16 protein-coding genes, 1 pseudogene and 1 riboswitch are annotated in these 18,490 nt (G+C 37.5%); of the genes and pseudogenes, 13 read left to right on the plus strand and 4 right to left on the minus strand.

Translation table 11 applies throughout. From position 1 onward, the window contains the following. Positions 1-75 precede the first annotated feature (75 nt). The 5 genes from BG04_RS17600 (at position 76) to sigI (ending at position 8,574) form a co-directional block, all read left to right on the plus strand. On the plus strand, positions 76-1,731 hold the full coding sequence (locus BG04_RS17600) for an alkaline phosphatase (RefSeq protein ID WP_034653592.1): 1,656 nt from the start codon (positions 76-78) through the stop codon (positions 1,729-1,731). A gap of 751 nt (positions 1,732-2,482) precedes the next feature. Continuing rightward, on the plus strand, positions 2,483-3,226 hold the full coding sequence (locus BG04_RS17605) for a LytR/AlgR family response regulator transcription factor (protein ID WP_016763362.1): 744 nt from the start codon (positions 2,483-2,485) through the stop codon (positions 3,224-3,226). 144 nt (positions 3,227-3,370) lie between these two features. Continuing rightward, a complete protein-coding gene (locus BG04_RS17610) occupies positions 3,371-6,409 on the plus strand; it encodes a PAS domain S-box protein (RefSeq protein WP_034653589.1) in 3,039 nt (1,012 codons plus the stop codon). 76 nt (positions 6,410-6,485) lie between these two features. Then, a riboswitch (yybP-ykoY riboswitch) is annotated at positions 6,486-6,581 on the plus strand. A gap of 95 nt (positions 6,582-6,676) precedes the next feature. After that, a complete protein-coding gene (locus BG04_RS17615) occupies positions 6,677-7,492 on the plus strand; it encodes a TerC family protein (RefSeq protein ID WP_034653587.1) in 816 nt (271 codons plus the stop codon). Positions 7,493-7,863: 371 nt separating this feature from the next. Next, positions 7,864-8,574 (plus strand): RNA polymerase sigma factor SigI, encoded by a 711-nt coding sequence (gene sigI, locus BG04_RS17620; protein ID WP_016763364.1) that lies wholly within the window; start codon positions 7,864-7,866, stop codon positions 8,572-8,574. 51 nt (positions 8,575-8,625) lie between these two features. On the opposite strand, the gene BG04_RS17625 is transcribed toward sigI, so the two are convergent. From BG04_RS17625 to phaQ, 3 genes are all read right to left on the minus strand, one after another. Next, entirely contained in the window at positions 8,626-8,823 is a 198-nt protein-coding gene (locus tag BG04_RS17625) for an alpha/beta-type small acid-soluble spore protein (protein ID WP_013055933.1), read from the minus strand. A gap of 147 nt (positions 8,824-8,970) precedes the next feature. Beyond that, positions 8,971-9,483 carry a polyhydroxyalkanoic acid inclusion protein PhaP gene (phaP, locus tag BG04_RS17630; RefSeq protein ID WP_013055934.1) on the minus strand — a complete coding sequence of 171 codons (513 nt, stop codon included), beginning with the start codon at positions 9,481-9,483 and terminating at the stop codon, positions 8,971-8,973. A 168-nt stretch (positions 9,484-9,651) separates the two neighbouring features. Then, entirely contained in the window at positions 9,652-10,131 is a 480-nt protein-coding gene (gene phaQ, locus BG04_RS17635) for a poly-beta-hydroxybutyrate-responsive repressor (RefSeq protein ID WP_013082201.1), read from the minus strand. A gap of 353 nt (positions 10,132-10,484) precedes the next feature. Here phaQ and phaR point away from each other — a divergent pair, with 353 nt between their 5' ends. From phaR to BG04_RS31015, 7 genes and pseudogenes are all read left to right on the plus strand, one after another. Next, entirely contained in the window at positions 10,485-11,084 is a 600-nt protein-coding gene (phaR, locus tag BG04_RS17640; RefSeq protein WP_034653582.1) for a polyhydroxyalkanoic acid synthase subunit PhaR, read from the plus strand. Positions 11,085-11,165: 81 nt separating this feature from the next. After that, the gene (gene phbB / locus BG04_RS17645; protein ID WP_014461095.1) at positions 11,166-11,909 is read left to right on the plus strand and encodes an acetoacetyl-CoA reductase; all 744 of its coding nucleotides are present in this window, start codon (positions 11,166-11,168) and stop codon (positions 11,907-11,909) included. Between the two features lie 121 nt (positions 11,910-12,030). Then, on the plus strand, positions 12,031-13,074 hold the full coding sequence (locus BG04_RS17650; RefSeq protein ID WP_047931245.1) for a class III poly(R)-hydroxyalkanoic acid synthase subunit PhaC: 1,044 nt from the start codon (positions 12,031-12,033) through the stop codon (positions 13,072-13,074). A gap of 136 nt (positions 13,075-13,210) precedes the next feature. Continuing rightward, a pseudogene (locus BG04_RS31835) lies at positions 13,211-13,480 on the plus strand (hypothetical protein); the annotation flags it as partial. Between the two features lie 118 nt (positions 13,481-13,598). Continuing rightward, complete coding sequence (locus tag BG04_RS17655) at positions 13,599-14,978, plus strand: TrkH family potassium uptake protein (protein ID WP_256656514.1); 1,380 nt, start codon at positions 13,599-13,601, stop codon at positions 14,976-14,978. 426 nt (positions 14,979-15,404) lie between these two features. Then, positions 15,405-15,566, plus strand: coding sequence for a hypothetical protein (locus tag BG04_RS31010; protein ID WP_013055942.1), 162 nt, complete (start codon positions 15,405-15,407; stop codon positions 15,564-15,566). Between the two features lie 2 nt (positions 15,567-15,568). Continuing rightward, positions 15,569-15,742: a thiamine pyrophosphate-dependent enzyme gene (locus tag BG04_RS31015; protein WP_013082205.1), complete on the plus strand. Its 174-nt coding sequence runs from the start codon at positions 15,569-15,571 to the stop codon at positions 15,740-15,742. Positions 15,743-15,769: 27 nt separating this feature from the next. Here BG04_RS31015 and BG04_RS17665 read toward each other — a convergent pair whose 3' ends face one another. Further along, on the minus strand, positions 15,770-17,539 hold the full coding sequence (locus BG04_RS17665) for a B12-binding domain-containing radical SAM protein (protein ID WP_034653576.1): 1,770 nt from the start codon (positions 17,537-17,539) through the stop codon (positions 15,770-15,772). Between the two features lie 193 nt (positions 17,540-17,732). On the opposite strand from BG04_RS17665, the gene BG04_RS17670 reads away from it, so the two are divergent. Continuing rightward, positions 17,733-18,452 carry a FadR/GntR family transcriptional regulator gene (locus BG04_RS17670; RefSeq protein ID WP_034653575.1) on the plus strand — a complete coding sequence of 240 codons (720 nt, stop codon included), beginning with the start codon at positions 17,733-17,735 and terminating at the stop codon, positions 18,450-18,452. Positions 18,453-18,490 lie beyond the last annotated feature (38 nt).

Consider the following 18,490-nt stretch of genomic DNA (forward strand, 5'->3'; position numbering starts at 1 on the left):
AAACAGTGGATTTACGTTTGAATGGTAACTTTAGACATGTCGAAGATAATGAAATAAAGGAGCGGGTACATTTATATGAAGAAAAAATTAGCAGGTATTACACTGGCAGGAGCCGTAGCATTGGCCTCGTTTGGTGTAGGAAACTCACTTATTCAAACGGAAGCAAAAGTGGAGCACAAGTCAGCTAAGAAACCTCAAAATGTCATTATGATGGTAATGGACGGGACGAGTTCAAATGCTACTACACTCGCAAGATGGTACAAGGGAAAACCGTTACATATGGATCAGCTGATGGCCGGGGGAGTACGTGCGTATTCGGCAGAATCTGCTATTACAGATTCCGCTCCGGCAGCTACTGCTTTAGCAACAGGAAATAAATCAAATTCAGGCTATGTAGGTGTGCTTCCTTCAGTAGTGAATACACCTGGAATTAAACCCGTAGAAAAAGAAGATCAATTTCGTCCCGTAGCAAACGTTCTAGAAGGAGCAAAGCTTTCAGGGCGCGCGACAGGAATTGTGGCTACTTCTGAAATCCAGCACGCCACACCAGCTGGTTTTTCAGCCCACAACTATAACCGTGATGATTTTCAAACGCTAGCGGAGCAGCAAGTGTATCAAAACATTGATGTAGTGCTTGGAGGAGGTAAGCAATCTCTTCTTCCGGGAAAAGAAGAAAAAAGCCGGAAAGATAGTGAAAACTTAGTCAATGTATTGAATAAAAGAGGATATGACTTTGTAGAAAATAAAAAGGAATTAGAGCAGTCACGCGCCAAAAAAATCTGGGGGAGCTTCGCCGACCGAGACTTAGCGTATGATATGGACCGACCGCAGACAAAAGCAGAACAGCCAAAGTTGTCCCAGATGACAAATAAAGCAATAACAACACTATCCAAAGATAAAGACGGGTTTTTCTTATTTGTTGAAGGAAGCAAAACCGATTGGGCAGCTCATGCGAATGATCCAATAGGCATGATTAGCGATGTACTAGCGTTTGATGAAGCAGTAGGCAAAGCAGTAGAGTTCGCTGAAAAAGATGGAAATACGATGGTTATTGCGATTGCCGATCACGGAAACAGCGGTCTTTCAATCGGTAATGCAAATACAACAAAAGGATATGATACCACACCTGTTTCTGCTTATATTGATCCATTAAAAAAAGCAAAAATGACGTTAGAAGGTGCTACGTCTAAATTAAAAGAAGATTTATCAAATAAAGAAGAAGTAGCTGCTCTGTATGGTTTATCAAATCTAACTTCAGAGGAAAAAGCGCAGCTGACTAAAGCAAGAGATAAAAAAGAAATCAGTGCTGCACTATCGAAGTTATTAGCCAACCGAGCAAACCTTGGATTCACAACGGGCGGTCATACGGGTGAGGATGTATTTCTGTATTCATACGGCGTAAATCGACCAACGGGGCACTTTGATAATACGGATATTGCCAAACATATGGCTAAATCAATGAATATTAACTTAAACCAGTTAACAAATGAATTATTTATTGAAGCAAATAAAGCTTTTAAAGGCTCAAAGGTAGCGGTTGACTCAAAAGACAAAAACAACCCTGTGCTGGTTGTTACAAACAATAAGCGAACGGTGCGTTTTCCAGTAAATAAAAATATTGCTATTGTAAATGGAAAAGAAATTCAAATGGACAGCGTAGTGGTACAGGATAAAAAGAATCGCTTCTTTGTATCAAAACAAGCACAGCAAATTGTAAAAAATGAAAAATAAGAAATGAATGCAAAACAGGTCGGGTTATAACTTTAGGCCTGTTTTTTTACAAATAATAGATGGTTAATTAGGTTATGTAGCCTTTATAGAGGAATGAAGCTATTTATTTTACAAATAAATAGCTTTGAACACTTAAAGAAATGGAAAGTCTTCACGTTTAACTATATGTGATTTATACTATGAAATGGTATAATAATCATAGTTTTAAAAGGAACTAGTTCGGAATACATATGTAAGTTCATACCTTTGTATGCTAGAATTTTTATAATAAAATGAATAAAAAATACATAAATTCTTTTGGATGAAATCACAAAACCATGGTTGTTAAGGACAATATGTAAGTAATTACCTTTAATAAAAAGTAAAAAAATTAACAAAAGTATGGGTGAAAGAGCGTAGAACATGTTTTAATAGTAAGAGAAAACAAAATGATTGAAAAGAGCGTGTCGCCTTTATCTAAAATGTTAAATAAAGATTTTGACATGCTGATTTACAGATTATAAAAAGGGTATTAAATCATTGTTAGGAAAATAAATGATAATGGATAAACGGTTTTTATGTCTTCTTCTAGAAAACCTACAATTATTGCAATATTCCCCATGAACAATCGTTGTGTGTTTATTAACGATTAGCGTCCGTGTAGATCATTCATCTCAACATAAAAGCACTATAACGATGTGTAGACATGCATAAAACAGAATGGGCAATAGTTCGTACTATACTTTAACATTGTATCCTAGGGGGAGTCAGGATGAACAAAATTAACTTAATTATTGCCGATGATAACGAAGATTCGGTTGAAATTTTAGATTATTTTATAGAACAGCTTCCGGAATTTGAAGTGATTAGCATCTGCAAAGACGGAGAGCAGCTTGTACAGGAAGTGATGGCTAAGAGTCCAGACCTTTTGCTCGTAGACATTAATATGCCTACGATTAACGGGGTAGATGCCATAAAAAAGTGCCTGCGCATTAAGCCGAATTTAAACTTCATTTTTATCACTGGTTATGATGAATTTGCTGTGAAGGCATTTGAGCTGTCAGCACTGGATTACATTGTAAAACCGATTGAAAAAACCAGGCTTTATATGGCGTTAGAGCGGGCAAAAAACTCCATTGGAATTGATAAAAATCAGTCAAAAAAGCCAGGGGAGAAATTAAAAAGACTACCTGTAAAATTTAATGGTTCTACTTATTACATTCCAATTGATCAAATTATTTTTATCGAGAAATCCGGAAAAAAATGCTTAATCTATACTCAATCACGTGTCTATGAGACATATGAAAATATTAGTGATATCTATATGTATTTGAACCCTTCTGTATTTAGTCAAACACACCGGTCTTATATCGTGAATTTACAGAAAGTTTCGCACATCACACCAAAAAACGAAACATATCTTGTTTATTTCTTAGAAATTGATGAATATGCTCATATCTCAAAATTAAAAATCCAAGACGTTCAAAAACAGCTGCATCAGTTAATGACGAATTAAGAGATGCTGCTGCTTCTAAAATAGCTATGTTGATGAAAGGACGAAGCTTATGCAAGTTTCGTCTATTTCATGTGTCTGCTTTCGGAATAAATGATAGTAATATAGTTCTTATGAGAAGAGTTAGATAGAAGAAGTAACGTTGAATTGAAAGGAAAGCAAATGATGTCAATTACTGGTCACTATAATGAATTTACCGTATTTCTTGCTGTCATTGTAGGGATTCTTGCCTCTTATACAGCACTTGATATTATGAGCAAAATGATAAAAAAACAGCGGAACAATTATTTGTGGCTTACACTGTCAGCAACTTCAATGGGGCTTGGAGTGGGGGCGATGCATTATATTGCTATGCTTGCTTATTATGTTCCTGTTAGCTTTCATTTTGATGCTGTACTTTCTGTCCTTGCTTTAATAATAGCGATTAGCGGATCATTAGTTGCGTTTTGGACATTCTGGAAATGGCGCACGTCGGTATGGTCAGGGCTTATTTTAGGAAGCAGCATTCTGGGTACGCATTACATTGCAATGGCAGCAATCGAAACAGAAGCACGAATTCATTATGCCCTGCTATCTGTTTTGCTTTCTATCATCATCGCCCTGGTCGTTGCATTTTATGCGATGCACTTGTTTTTTCGTTCGAAAAGCGTGAAGGCTAATCCGTTTCTTAAACTTGTTAGCTCTATTTTACTGGGCATTGGAATTTCAGTTATGCATTTCATCAGTATGTATGGAATGAAGCTGCATATTGCACACTCAGTTGCTAGAAAATGGGGGCAGTGGCTGCCGTATCAAGCGCCATTTTCCAATATTATTGCAAGTATCACAATTACGCTACTCATTGTCTTCCTGCTCGTTGCAGCTTTTAAGCGTCAAGAAGAAGTGAGGGAGAGTCAATTAAAAGAAGAGTATTATCAATCTCTTTTTAACTACAATCCCAATATTGTGTGTGCGGTTGATTTGTACGGCAATATTCAAACGATTAATCCAAAAGGAATCGAGCTAACGGGATACACGTTGCATCAAATGGAGAAAATTCCGTTTCCTTATATGTTTAGAGAAGCTGAGAAAGCTGAAGAATATATGTGGAAATCTCTGAGCGGAGACTCTGTTTATTATGAAGCAACGCTCATTCGCAAAGATAATCAGCCTGTATATGTTGAAGTAACGCAAATGCCTATTATTGTTCATGATCAAATTAAAGGCAGTTACGTCATCGCCAAAGATGTGACGGACCGAAAAAAGGCTCAACAGCAGCTGTTGGATTTACAAAAAGATTTAAAACGCACGCTTTCACAGCAAGATGGCGCTATTTTTAAATTTGTGAAAAACGATAAAGGATATATTCATACCATGTGCGAAGGAAAGATGGTTCGTGAAATGGGATATGAGGAAATAGATGTTGTTGGTAAAACACTTGAAGAATTTTTGCCTGAATCCTACGCAAAAGAAAATAAGAGATACTATGAGAAGGCATGGGCGGGAGAGAAAGTGTCTTATGAAGTACTTTTGAACGACTTTGCTTACTATACGAAGTTAATACCTCATATCTACAAAGGAGAAGTACAAGAGGTTATTGGTTCTATAGTAGATATTACTGATCTTCACGAAGCAAGAGAAAAGCTGGCTAAAAGTGAAAGCATGTATCGCTCCGTTCTCTCTACAATGTCAGAAGGTGTAGTGTTTCATGACCTTGAAGGAAATCTAATTGCTGCCAATGCATACGCTGCTAAAATTCTAAACGTGCCTTACGACCAAATGTTATCGGTTAACCCGTTTGGTTTAGACTGGGAAATTATTCATCCTGACGGTACACCTTTTGCACTGGAAGACATTCCATCTGTTCGTTGTCTTCACACAAAAGAGCCTGTACGAAACACGATCATGGGCATTTATTTAAATGAGAAAAAGTTGACTTGGCTTTCGGTGAATGCTGAACCTCTTCAAGAAAGCAAATATTATAAAGGCGTAGTTGTCACATTTTATGATATTACAAAACAGCAGGAACAAGAACAAGATTTGCTTCATTCCAATCAGCAAATGATTATAGCAAAAGAAGAAGCCGAAAAGGCAAATCAAGCCAAGTCTGAATTTTTATCAAAAGTAAGCCATGAGCTTCGTACGCCTTTAAACAGTATTTTAGGCTATGCACAGATATTGGAAGAGCAAGGGGAAAAAGATTTAACAGAAAAACAATTGAATCGTATACGGAAAATTTTAAAAGCAGGTAATCATCTTCTTTATTTGATAAATGAAACGCTTGATTTATCGAAAATTGAATCAGGCCACTTAGCGATTAATCTTGAACCGGTGTCGGTAAAAGAGGCAATTGAAGACGCGCTTAAAATTATGAAACCACTAGCAAAAGATAAGCATAGTATACTTTATACTCGCTTTCACGCATACCAAGAAGTCTTTATTGAAGTAGATGAACTTCGGTTTCAGCAGATCTTATTAAATCTGCTTACAAACGCTATTAAATATTCGCCCGCTTATCGCGATATCACTATCTATACCGACATCACTCAGCGTCACGTAACTATATCGATCGAAGATAAGGGTTTTGGAATTCCAGCTTCAGAATTAAATCGGATTTTTGAGCCTTTCTACCGTGTGAATAGACTAGAAAAAGACGGAACAGGAATTGGGTTGGCGCTTGTAAAACAGCTTGTTGTATTAATGAATGGAACGTACGGAGTGCGAAGTGAAGAAGGAAAAGGCAGTACATTTTGGGTGCGTTTTCCTATAGTCCATCCACCTGTTCCTAAACGATTATCCAGTGGAGGGGAAGCCGAGTCATTCTTAGGTTTTTCCATGCCAATTTCAATTGTGTATATTGAGGATAACGATACAAATATCGAGCTTATGCAGTCGATTCTTTATCCATATAAAAACGTTAAGCTCTTAGTTGCCAAAACAGGAGAAAACGGCATCGGGCTAATCAGGTCCATTTCACCGGATATGATCTTAATTGATATTGATCTGCCTGATATGAATGGTTTTGAGGTATGCACACAGCTTCAGCTGGAAAAAGAGTTGAAGCATATTCCGCGAGTCGCCCTGAGTGCAAGCGCGATGCAAAGCGATATCGATCAAGCTTTTTTAGTCGGTTTTAGTGAATACGTAACAAAGCCTATTCATATTGCAACGTTTTTGAATGTATTAAAACGCTTAACAAAAGCTTAACAAAAGTTTAGAGGGCTTTTAATTGACTTATTAGTGGACTCTTTGTAAAATAAAAACAACTTAATACATTTACTTCTTAAGGAGTAAAGGGGAGTAGCGTCAGGGAAACCTGAAACAAAGTCGTCATTACATGGAGTATTCCATCGGCTTTGTTGGCATAATGATTATGCTTAGCAAGACCTTTGCCATATTTGGCAAAGGTCTTTTTGTGTTTTATTCCGGTAATGAGGATAAATAAACTTATACAAGAAATGAGAGGGGATTTTTATGGATGCATCGCTTTTGTTAGAGTATGGATGGGTATTGTTAGTGCTGGTTGCATTAGAAGGAATTTTGGCGGCGGATAATGCTCTTGTGATGGCTATTATGGTCAAACATTTACCGGAAGAAAAACGCAAGAAGGCATTATTTTACGGACTAGCCGGTGCCTTTATTTTTAGATTTGGTTCGTTGTTCTTGATTTCATTTTTAGTCGACGTATGGCAGCTTCAAGCTATAGGAGCCATTTACTTATTGTTCATTTCCATTAATCATATTGTGAAGCGATATGTGAAAAAAGACGATCATGAAAAAGTGAAAGAAGCAGACGGAAAAAAGGGCTCAAGTTTCTGGATGACGGTTTTAAAAGTAGAAATAGCAGACATTGCTTTTGCCGTTGATTCAATTTTGGCTGCTGTGGCTCTCGCTGTTACATTGCCAACAACAAATCTTCCTCAAATTGGCGGACTCGATGGCGGACAATTCTTGGTGATCTTCGCCGGAGGAATTATGGGATTAATCATTATGCGTTTTGCTGCAACTTGGTTCGTGAAGCTATTAAATACGCGCCCAGGCCTAGAAACGGCGGCTTTTGCTATTGTAGGCTGGGTAGGAGTTAAGTTAGCGGTGTATACCCTTGCTCATCCGGAATTAGGTATTATTAATGAACATTTCCCTGAATCAAAAGTGTGGAAAATTACGTTTTGGATTGTGTTACTTGGCATAGCAGCTTCAGGCTGGTTTCTATCTAAAAATAAAGAACAAATTGATCTTGAAGGCTCAGAGAAAGAAAAAGAATCGTTAAAAAAAATTGAAAATCAATAATATAGAAAACGCGCCTTCAATGCTAATTGAAGGTGTGTTTTCTATATTAAGACAAAATACCTAGTTTGGATTGTGTAGATAAAGGGTAAAAGAACTAACTAATGTTTAATTATTTTATATCCGAATGTTTTGCTTTTTCGTTCATATTCTGTAGAGAACAGAAGCAGCCGTGAGTAATTCAGTTCAATGAAGTTTATTTCAGTTTATAAACATATATTTCAAATGTATGTTAATTGGTAAAATTGAGCTATTATGGGTTATAATAAAGGGAAATTAAAAGGAGCAGAGCGCTTCTCAACCCTGTTCGTCATCAAAAGAATGGATATTAACATGGTATAAAGCAACTGAGTATAGTAAAAGAGGTGAAGCCAATGCTCACAAAAGTTCAAACGCCTCCATCGCTTGAAACGCTTGTACTGACGATTCAGCAAGGGGATAAACAATTACATAACGAAATGATTCAACAATATAAACCGTTTATTGCTAAAGTTGTTTCAGCTGTATGTAAACGTTATATAAGTGAAGCTGACGATGAATTTAGCATTGGTCTGATTGCATTTAATGAAGCCATTGAAAATTACACAATCCAAAAAGGCAGATCCCTTCTTGCATTTGCGGAACTTATTATTAAAAGAAGAGTAATTGATTATATTCGAAAAGAAAAGAGAAATCAAACGCTGCTCTATAGCCGAATTGAAAATGAAGGTTTTATTCAAGGCAAGGTAGAAAGGGATATATCGCTTTCTAACTATAAAAGGCAAAATGAAACTTCATATATTCAAGAGGAAATGACTTATTTTTGTCAGACGCTAAAAATGTTTAAATTAACTCTTGAAGACATTATTAACACATCTCCTAAACATAAGGATGCAAGGGGAAATGCAGTGGAAGTTGCATCCTTTATCGTCAAGGAAAAAGAATTAAAAGATAAGCTGTTTTTAAAGCGGCAGCTTCCTATTCGCTTGATTGAAAAACATGTCAAAGTGAGCCGGAAAACAATTGAAAGAAACCGTAAATATATTATCGCGATGGTTATTATATTAGCGGGGGACTACGTGTATTTAAAAGACTATATTATGTAAGAAAAAGGCACACGCAGGTGCCTTTTTTTAGCCATGTTATGAAGTTATGTTTTATTTTTGTGTACTGCCGCTTAAGTGAGCTTGAGCTTGTTGCACCAAGCGTTTTGTGATTTCTCCGCCTACTGAACCGTTGCTGCGTGCAGCAGTGTCAGAACCTAGAGTTACCCCAAATTCTTGAGCGATTTCATATTTATATTGATCTAAAAATTGTTCTACACCTGGTGTTAATAGTTTATTTGTTCTAGCCATGATTAGTCATCTCCTTTTTTTTTTAGTGGTACAGCAGTGAACTGCTGTACCTGTATTATTTGTTGTTTCCTATTTTGCATACTGGTAATGGTTTGCAAGAAAGTATAAAAAAGCCCAGCTTTCAAAGAAGCTGGGCTTTTTTATATATTATTTTACAACTGCATATTGCTCAAGAGACTGAGCAAATGACTTTTGAAGAGATTTTACTTGTTCTACGTATGCATCAGATACGTGTTGGAATTCTTGGCGCGTTTTCTTTTGCTCTTCTACTAATTGTGTTACTACTTGATGATATTGTTCTTGAGCTTGCTTTACTAAAGAATAGCTTGATTTGCTTTGGTTAAGAGAAAGCTCTTGTAATTTATTTAATGCTTCATGCGTGCGGTTTGTCCATTCTTCATAAGAATCGGCAACAGCGTTTCCAGCTGTTTTACGTAAGTTTTCAACTGTTTTTTGTTGAAGATCTTCTAATTCAGCTTTCCATTGTTTGTCTGTTGCTTGAAGTTGTTCAACTGCTTTTGTTACAAATTCTTGCTGTTGCTCAAGTGCTTTTAACGTCCATTGCTCAATTTGTTTGTTTCCTTCTGCAATGTTTTGTAACCCCTTTGTCCATTGTTCCCACATTGCATCAATTACTGTATCATACTTTACTGTTGACATAATCAAATTCCTCCTTGAATAATTTGGTCTGGCGAACAGTTATCGTAATGAACAAAACGTTAAAGAAGAAATTCGTAGTTGTGTGATAAACCTAACATTCCGCGCTCGCTGGTTGACCGTGAAATTTAACATTATATTAGGAAACGCAGATGTACTGCGTGAATCCCTTTAATCGTTTTCTTCCTCTTTTGATTCTTTTGACTTTTTAGAAGAAGAAGAGCTAAAAGGGAACAACATGTCGGTATACATGTGAAAAAATGAATCTAACATGTTTTGATACTGTTCAAGTGAATTAGCCCACATGCTTAAATATTGTTCGCCGGCATCTGTTAATGAGTAAATCCGGCGTGCAGGTCCTTCAGCTGACGTATCCCATTGCGATGTAATCAAGTTGTCTTTTTCAAGCTGTCTCAGCGTGCGGTAGACATTTCCCTGATCAACTGATGTGAATCCAAAGCTCATTAGTTGCTGAATGAGCTTGTAACCATGTAGATTCCAACCTCTTAAACTTAAAAGAAGAAAAGGAACCATCAAGTTTTTTGGTGCACCGCTAATCGATTTTTCTAAGTTGTTTGAATTAGAGGTGTTATCTTTTTCACTTGATCCCAAGGTAATCACCCCTTCGAAAAAAGAGAATTTGTTTTCCATATGTGTAATTTACACCTAGATGAAAAACTTGTCAACACTTTAAAACAGGTCTTTCAAATACAGGAAAAAAGAACGATTTTTTGGATTTCGACAAAAAGCGTCAAAAAAATTCAAAAATAAACAAAGATTTAGAATTGTTTATTTTGGAAAACGTATTTATAATAGTACATGTAGGTAATTTTTATAACATTTATAATTTGTTGGTAAGTGAATTGTGAAAAGATTTACATTATCCAATAAATAAACGCAAAATTGGTTGCGTTTACTTAGAGCTTCTAATATGTCGCTTGTCACATTAAGTGTCCATATTGAAAGCCATCACTTTTAACGTACACAAGAAAGGAGATGGAGTTTTGGAACAGCAAAAAGTATTTGATCCGTTTCAAGCATGGAAAGACGTATATGACAAAACCGAATCTTACTGGGGTAAAGTTATTGGGGACAATATGAATCGTGAAGAATTTTCCCAGCTCATGGGAAATGTGCTAAATATGAACCTTCAATATCAACAAGCAGTAAATGAAGTAACGGGGCGCTATCTGCACCAAGTAAATGTACCAACAAAAGAAGATGTAGCAAACGTTGCGTCATTAGTCATCAATGTGGAAGAAAAAGTAGAATTATTAGAAGAGCAATTTGACGATCGTTTTGGTGAATTAGAAGCACAGCAAGAAAGTGCATCTGCTTTGAAAAAAGATGTAACTAAGCTGAAATCTGATGTCAAATCGTTAGACAAAAAACTCGACAAAGTTTTATCTCTTCTTGAAGGGCAGCAAAAAACACAAGACGAGTTAAAAGAAACTATTCAAAAACAAATTAAAACTCAAGGTGAGCAGCTTCAGGCTCAGCTGTTAGAAAAACAAGAAAAATTAGCTGAAAAGCCAAAGGCAGAAGCTAAATCTGAAGCAAAACCATCAAACGCTCAAAAAACTGAGCAGCCAGCTCGCAAGTAAGGTATAGGGGATTTTATAACAACATTAACTGCTGTATTTACAGTAAAAATCATCGCTGAAGAAGCAAGGGGGAAATTTTTCATGACAACATTACAAGGTAAAGTAGCAATCGTAACAGGCGGATCTAAAGGTATCGGGGCAGCAATTACACGTGAGCTTGCTTCTAATGGAGTAAAAGTAGCAGTAAACTATAACAGCAGTAAAGAATCTGCAGAAGCAATTGTAAAAGAAATTAAAGACAACGGCGGAGAAGCTATTGCGGTTCAAGCTGACGTGTCTTATGTAGATCAAGCAAAACACCTAATCGAAGAAACAAAAGCTGCGTTTGGTCAATTAGACATTCTAGTAAACAATGCTGGAATTACGCGCGACCGTTCATTCAAGAAGTTAGGTGAAGAAGATTGGAAAAAAGTAATTGATGTAAACTTACATAGCGTATACAACACAACATCAGCTGCGCTAACGCACCTTTTAGAATCTGAAGGCGGTCGTGTTATCAATATTTCATCAATTATTGGTCAAGCGGGCGGATTTGGTCAAACAAACTACTCAGCTGCTAAAGCAGGTATGCTAGGATTCACTAAATCATTAGCTCTTGAACTAGCTAAGTCAGGCGTAACGGTTAATGCAATTTGCCCAGGATTTATTGAGACGGAAATGGTAATGGCAATGCCGGAAGAAGTTCGTGCAAAAGTTGTAGCAAAAATCCCAACTCGTCGCTTAGGCCACGCTGAAGAAATTGCACGTGGAGTTGTTTACTTAGCAAAAGACGGCGCGTACATTACAGGACAACAGTTAAACATTAACGGCGGCTTATACATGTAATAAATGCTGGCCCTGACTTTTGTCGGGGCTGTGCTTGTTAACTAACTACTAATGGAATGAAAGGGTGTGTATATTCGTGGCAATTCCTTACGTGCAAGAGTGGGAAAAATTAATCAAATCAATGCCAAGTGAATATAAAAGTTCTGCAAGACGTTTTAAGCGTGCATATGAAATTATGACAGCAGAAGCGGAACCGGAAGTTGGATTAACACCAAAAGAGGTTATTTGGAAAAAGAACAAAGCAAAATTATACCGCTATACGCCAGTAAAAGATAACCTGCATAAAACACCAATCTTACTCGTATATGCATTGATCAATAAACCGTATATTTTGGATTTAACACCTGGAAACAGCCTTGTTGAATACTTATTAAACCGTGGTTTTGACGTGTATTTGCTTGACTGGGGAACTCCAGGGCTTGAAGACAGCAATATGAAGCTAGATGATTATATTGTAGATTATATTCCAAAAGCGGCGAAAAAGGTGCTGCGCACTTCTAAATCTCCTGATTTGTCTGTTCTTGGTTACTGCATGGGCGGAACTATGACATCTATTTTTGCTGCATTAAATGAAGACTTGCCGATTAAAAACTTAATTTTTATGACAAGTCCATTTGATTTTTCGGATACAGGTTTATACGGAGCATTCCTAGACGATCGCTACTTTAATTTAGATAAAGCAGTAGATACATTCGGAAACATCCCTCCAGAGATGATTGACTTTGGAAACAAGATGTTAAAGCCAATCACGAATTTCTATGGCCCATATGTAACGTTGGTGGACCGTTCGGAAAATCAGCGGTTTGTTGAAAGCTGGAAGCTAATGCAAAAGTGGGTTGCTGACGGAATCCCATTTGCTGGTGAAGCTTATCGTCAGTGGATTCGTGACTTCTATCAACAAAATAAATTAATCAATGGTGAACTTGAAGTTCGCGGACGCAAAGTAGATTTGAAAAATATTAAAGCTAATATTTTAAACATTGCTGCTAGCCGTGATCATATTGCGATGCCGCATCAAGTGGCAGCTTTAATGGACGCTGTTTCAAGTGAAGATAAAGAGTACAAATTGTTGCAAACAGGTCACGTATCTGTTGTATTTGGTCCAAAAGCAGTGAAGGAAACATATCCTTCAATCGGCGATTGGCTAGAAAAACGCTCTAAATAAAATAAAGAAGCGGCTGGGACAAAAGTATTTTAGCCGAAGTGAAAAACGAACCACTGATATTAGTGGTTCGTTTTTTTGTTATGGTAAACGTAGGTTTTAAATATATAGTTGCTTCTAGCTGTTGATTGGAGGGTAAGGCGAAGACTCCTGCGGGAAAAGCGGAACAGGTGAGACCCCGCAGGAGTGTCAGCGACGAGGAGGTTCACGGGCCGCCCGCGGAAAGCGAAGTCTTGCACGGAAATCAACAGCGATGTCACAAGCGGTTCAGCACATGTATCCCATTTGTTCGTCTTTAGATTGGATTCATTTAATTATGTCTCAACCTCGTTTTTTTTGTAAACAGACAATATTGATTGACGGTTCTTTATGCGGGCTGCTGGAATATATGATATCTAATGACAAGTGAGGTGACTTCTTTTATACTAATGTAGTCACCTTCTTGAACATGGGATTTTTTACATGGATATTGCAATCCGTGTAACAATGAGTATGCTTTGAGAAGAAAGAAGAAAACTATTAGTATTATAACAAAAAAGGAATGTCAGATTATGCCGCAACCATGGAAACGACGAGTAAGGCAGATGTCTTCAGCTCAAATTATTGTTACATTTTACATAGTGGCTGTTACGCTTGGATTTCTATTACTTAGTATTCCAGAAGCTTTAAAGCCGGGAGTGAAGTTAGCATTTATTGATCGCTTATTTATTGCCGTTAGTGCGGTAAGTGTAACAGGGCTGACACCTGTCTCTACTCCGGATACATTTAGTACAACGGGCTATTTTTTGCTCGCTTTTATTTTTCAAATCGGTGGTATTGGTGTAATGACACTCAGTACATTTATTTGGATGATTTTGGGTAAAAAAATCGGTTTAAAGGAACGTCAGCTCATTATGACAGACCATAACCAATCCCGCTTATCAGGATTAGTTGACTTGATGAGAAATATTTTATTTATTATTTTTGCCATTGAACTAGTTGGCGCCATTGTTTTAGGATTACATTTTCTCCGTTATTATTCGAGCTGGACAGATGCATTTTTGCATGGTTTCTTTGCTTCTGTCAGCGCTACAACAAATGCTGGCTTCGATATTACAGGATCTTCATTTATTCCGTATGCCCATGATTATTTTGTCCAAGTGGTAACCGTTATTTTAATTACGCTTGGAGCGATTGGATTCCCTGTATTAATTGAAATTAAGCACTATTTTTTAACATTTAAAGATAAGCGTAAATTTCAATTTTCGCTATTTACGAAGCTAACGACCATTATGTTTTTTCTGCTGTTAGCAGGGGGAACAATCTTGATTCTTGTGCTAGAGCATTCAGGATTTCTAGCAGATAAGTCTTGGGATGAATCGTTTTTTTATGCATTTTTCCAATCTGCTGCCACAAGGAGCGGAGGAGTAGCGACCATGAATATTAATGAGTTTTCACTTCCTACGTTAATTATGATGAGTGCGATGATGTTTATCGGTGCTTCACCGAGTTCAGTAGGGGGAGGAATTCGTACGACGACGTTTGCATTAAATATTCTTTTCCTGTTTTATTATGTCAGAGGAAATAAGACGATTAAAATCTTTCGCCGCGAAATTCATGAAGATGACATTATTAAATCAGTAGCTGTATCGATGTTAGCCGTAATCATTTGCTCGATTTCTCTTCTTATTTTAAGTATTACAGAACATTTTTCTCTCATTGAGCTTATTTTTGAAGTGTGTTCAGCTTTTGGGACAACAGGTTTATCAATGGGAATTACGGGAGGGCTTTCGGATATCGGCAAATGCGTTATTATGATTTTAATGTTTATTGGCCGAATCGGCATGTTTTCATTTATTTTAATGCTTCGCCGTCCAACGTCTGGACCGGATTATCACTATCCGAAAGAACGTATTATTATTGGATAAAAGAGGCTGAGGTAAAAATATGTTAGTTGAAGAAGAATCCGAACGAGCTTAATTCTTAATCAAGCTCGTTCGGATTTTTTTATGATGGTAAACATAGGTCTCATATGTTTAGCTGCTTCCAGCTGTTGATTGGAGGGTAAGGCGAAGACGCCTGCGGGAAAAGCGGAACAGGTGAGACCCCGCAGGAGCATAAGCGACGAGGAGGCTCACCGACCGCCTGCGGAAAGCGAAGCTTTGCACGGAAATCAACAGCGGTGTCACAAGCGGTTCAGATGAACTCATTTATCCCATTTGTTTGTCTTTAGATTAAAGTAATTTCGTTATGTTTCAACCGCTTTTTTACAGCTTTTTCTGCTTATATTACGCATCAGAAAGTGCATTCTAAGAAAAGGAAGTTCAATGGACTTCCAAGCATAGGAGGGATATATGATGGCAAAGCGTAAAGTAGGTTACAAATCAGCACTGACTAACAATAATACACCAAAAGAGAGCCTTTCAGATGCAGAATTTGCTGCTGAATATGCTGGCGGCGAGGAGCCGGCTAAAGGCGCGAATCGCAATTCGAAAAAAGGAAAGCAAGGTAAGTAACGATGAGCAAACATAAACAAAATAATAAGCATATCGCAAGCACTGAAGCGAAGCAAAAACAGTTACTGCAAGAAGAGTTCGGAGCGGAAATGGGCGATCCCAACGCAGCTAAAATATATGAATCCCTAGGAAAGACAAAGTCTGATAAAGAGCATGAAAAGAAAAAAGAATGTTAAAGAAAAAAACCTCGGATATCCGAGGTTTTAGCTTACAACTGGAAGGCCAAATGCCTCTACAGGTGCTGAATAAAGTTTTGTATCATTTGCTTTTTGATCATAATAAGCAAGAAGAACAGATGGTTGTTCATTTATTTTTCCCGTTTGTTTATAATACATATAGTCAAATGGAAGAATCTCTAAAACAGTGTGCTTGTATAATTCTTTTTCAGCAAGCTGTTCAGCTTCAAAAGCCTGTCCCATGATAGAAGGATTAGCAAGCATTTGCTGATAGTAATGAGAGCGGACTTGTTTTTCTACTTTATCGTCCCACCAAGGTTTACGAGGCTTATGCTTTTGGTTTTGTAAATAATCAATTTTCATAAACCCTTCAATCATTTCTTCATTTGAAAAATTCTCTGTTTCAATGTACTGTCTAAGGCGTTTGAATAAATCTTCAAGCTGATGGCCGATTCGAACCCAGCCCATTTCATCCCAATACGTCCCGAAGTTTTGGAAGAAATCAAAAGGTGTATCATAGCAGTGCTCTACTAAAAACTCTATTGTTTCATCCATTCGATGGTCATTCCAAAACTTTTCTAAAATATCTTCTACATGTTTAATGCGTACGACATCTGAAAATGGCAAGACGTTATTGCTTAAAATTTCATAAGGCGACTGATCCATGTATTGATAATTATAGTGAGGCGCACTTAAGCGTAAGCCTGTGCCGCGAAGCATTTTTAAAAAGCCTAGCTGAAGCTCTTCAGGGCGAAGTGCAAATACATCATTAAACGTATTCTTAAATGAGTTATAATCTTCGTCTGGCAGTCCCGCGATTAAATCTAAATGCTGATCGATCTTTCCGCCTTCTTTTACCATTGTTACGGTACGCGTTAACTTTTTAAAGTTTTGTTTGCGTTTGACTAGTTCATTGACAGCATCATTTGTAGATTGAACGCCAATTTCAAAGCGGAATAATCCTTTTGGCGCATTATCATTTAAGAACTGAATAACTTCTGGGCGCATAATATCGGCAGTAATTTCAAATTGAAATACGGTACCTTCACGATGTTCATCAATTAAAAATTGGAACATTTCCATGGCGTAGCTGCGGCTGATGTTGAATGTGCGGTCTACGAACTTAATCGTGCGCGCTCCGTTATCCATCAAATAGCGAATATCTTCTTTTACCTTTTCTCTATCGAAATAGCGAACGCCTACTTCAATAGAAGAGAGACAGAACTGACAGCTAAACGGACAGCCGCGGCTTGTTTCAATATATACAACGCGTTTTGAAAGTTCTTGACGGTCTTCTTCAAAACGGAAAGGAGAAGGCATTTCGCGCAGATCAATTTTATTGCGCTGCGGGTTTACAACTGGTTTTCCTTCTTTTCGGAAAGCCACGCCGCTTACGTTTTCAAACTGGCGCTCTCCGTGAAGTTCGTCCAACAGCTGCTTGAATGTTTCTTCTCCTTCACCGATCGCGATAAAGTCAGCTTCAGGAATACGCTCTAGCCAGTGAGTTACATCATAGGTTACTTCTGGTCCACCGAATATAATGATGAGCTCGGGATTGATCTTTTTTAGCATTTGTGCGACTTTAATCGTTTCTTCAATATTCCAAATGTAACAGCTGAAACCAACAATATCTGGGTTGCGTTTATATAAATCCGTGACAATGTTCATAGCAGGATCTTTAATCGTATATTCGGCCATATCCACTTTATAGTCAGGCTCGGCATAGGCTTTTAAACATCGAAGCGCTAAAGAAGTATGGATATACTTCGCATTCAATGTACTGACAACAATGTTCATTCAAAAAGCTCCTTTTAACTCGTAATATGAAATCAATTTACTATTTTAGCACATTTGAGAAATAAAGTATAAATACCTTGCCACTTTTGTTGTGGAGGGGAAAGGATTTCGGTAAAATGTAACAGAAACGTAAAAGAAGAAAGAGTCTCGGTTAATGTAAACCTTGGTGAACGAAAAAAATGAGGTGGAAAACGTGGAATATAAGCGAATTAAGCCAAAAAAAATATACGAAGAAGTAGCTGAAACGCTTCTTGAGAATATAAAAGAAGGCAGCTTAAAGCCTGGTGACCGTTTGGATTCAGTGCAGCAGCTGGCGGAAAACTTTCAGGTAGGGCGCTCAGCTATTCGTGAAGCTCTTAGCGCTTTGCGGGCGATGGGGCTTCTGGAGATGAAGCAAGGAGAAGGCACATTTGTACGCGAATTTAACTCTGATATGCTGTCTTTGCCTGTAACTAGCGCTGTATTAATGAATAAAAATGATATTGAATATTTGCTTGAAGTGAGAAAAGTATTAGAAATTGGAGCTGTTCGAGCGGCAGCTCAAAAGAGAACAGATGCGGACCTTAAACAACTGTCTGATAGCCTGGAGCAAATGAAAGGAGCGTTTGGCAATGAAGAGCTGGGAGAGAAAGCAGATTTTGCTTTTCATTTAGCCATTGCCAAAGCCTCGCAAAACCCTCTTTTAGTGAAGCTTATGAATAACGTATCAGAAATGATGATTGAAACGATGAAAGAGACAAGACGCATCTGGCTTTATGCGGAAGAAAAAACGGCTGAACGGATTTATAAAGAGCATCAGCAAATTTATGAAGCTATTCTTTCTCAGCATGCAGAAGACGCTCAGCATTTTATGATGAGTCATCTTGATAATGTTGAACACGTGTTAATGAAATACATACCAGAAGAAAAATAATGCCATTTCAGGTAGAAAAGTGTGCACCAAATAACAGA

Source organism: Priestia megaterium NBRC 15308 = ATCC 14581 (assembly GCF_000832985.1).
In the GTDB taxonomy this organism is placed as follows: domain Bacteria; phylum Bacillota; class Bacilli; order Bacillales; family Bacillaceae_H; genus Priestia; species Priestia megaterium.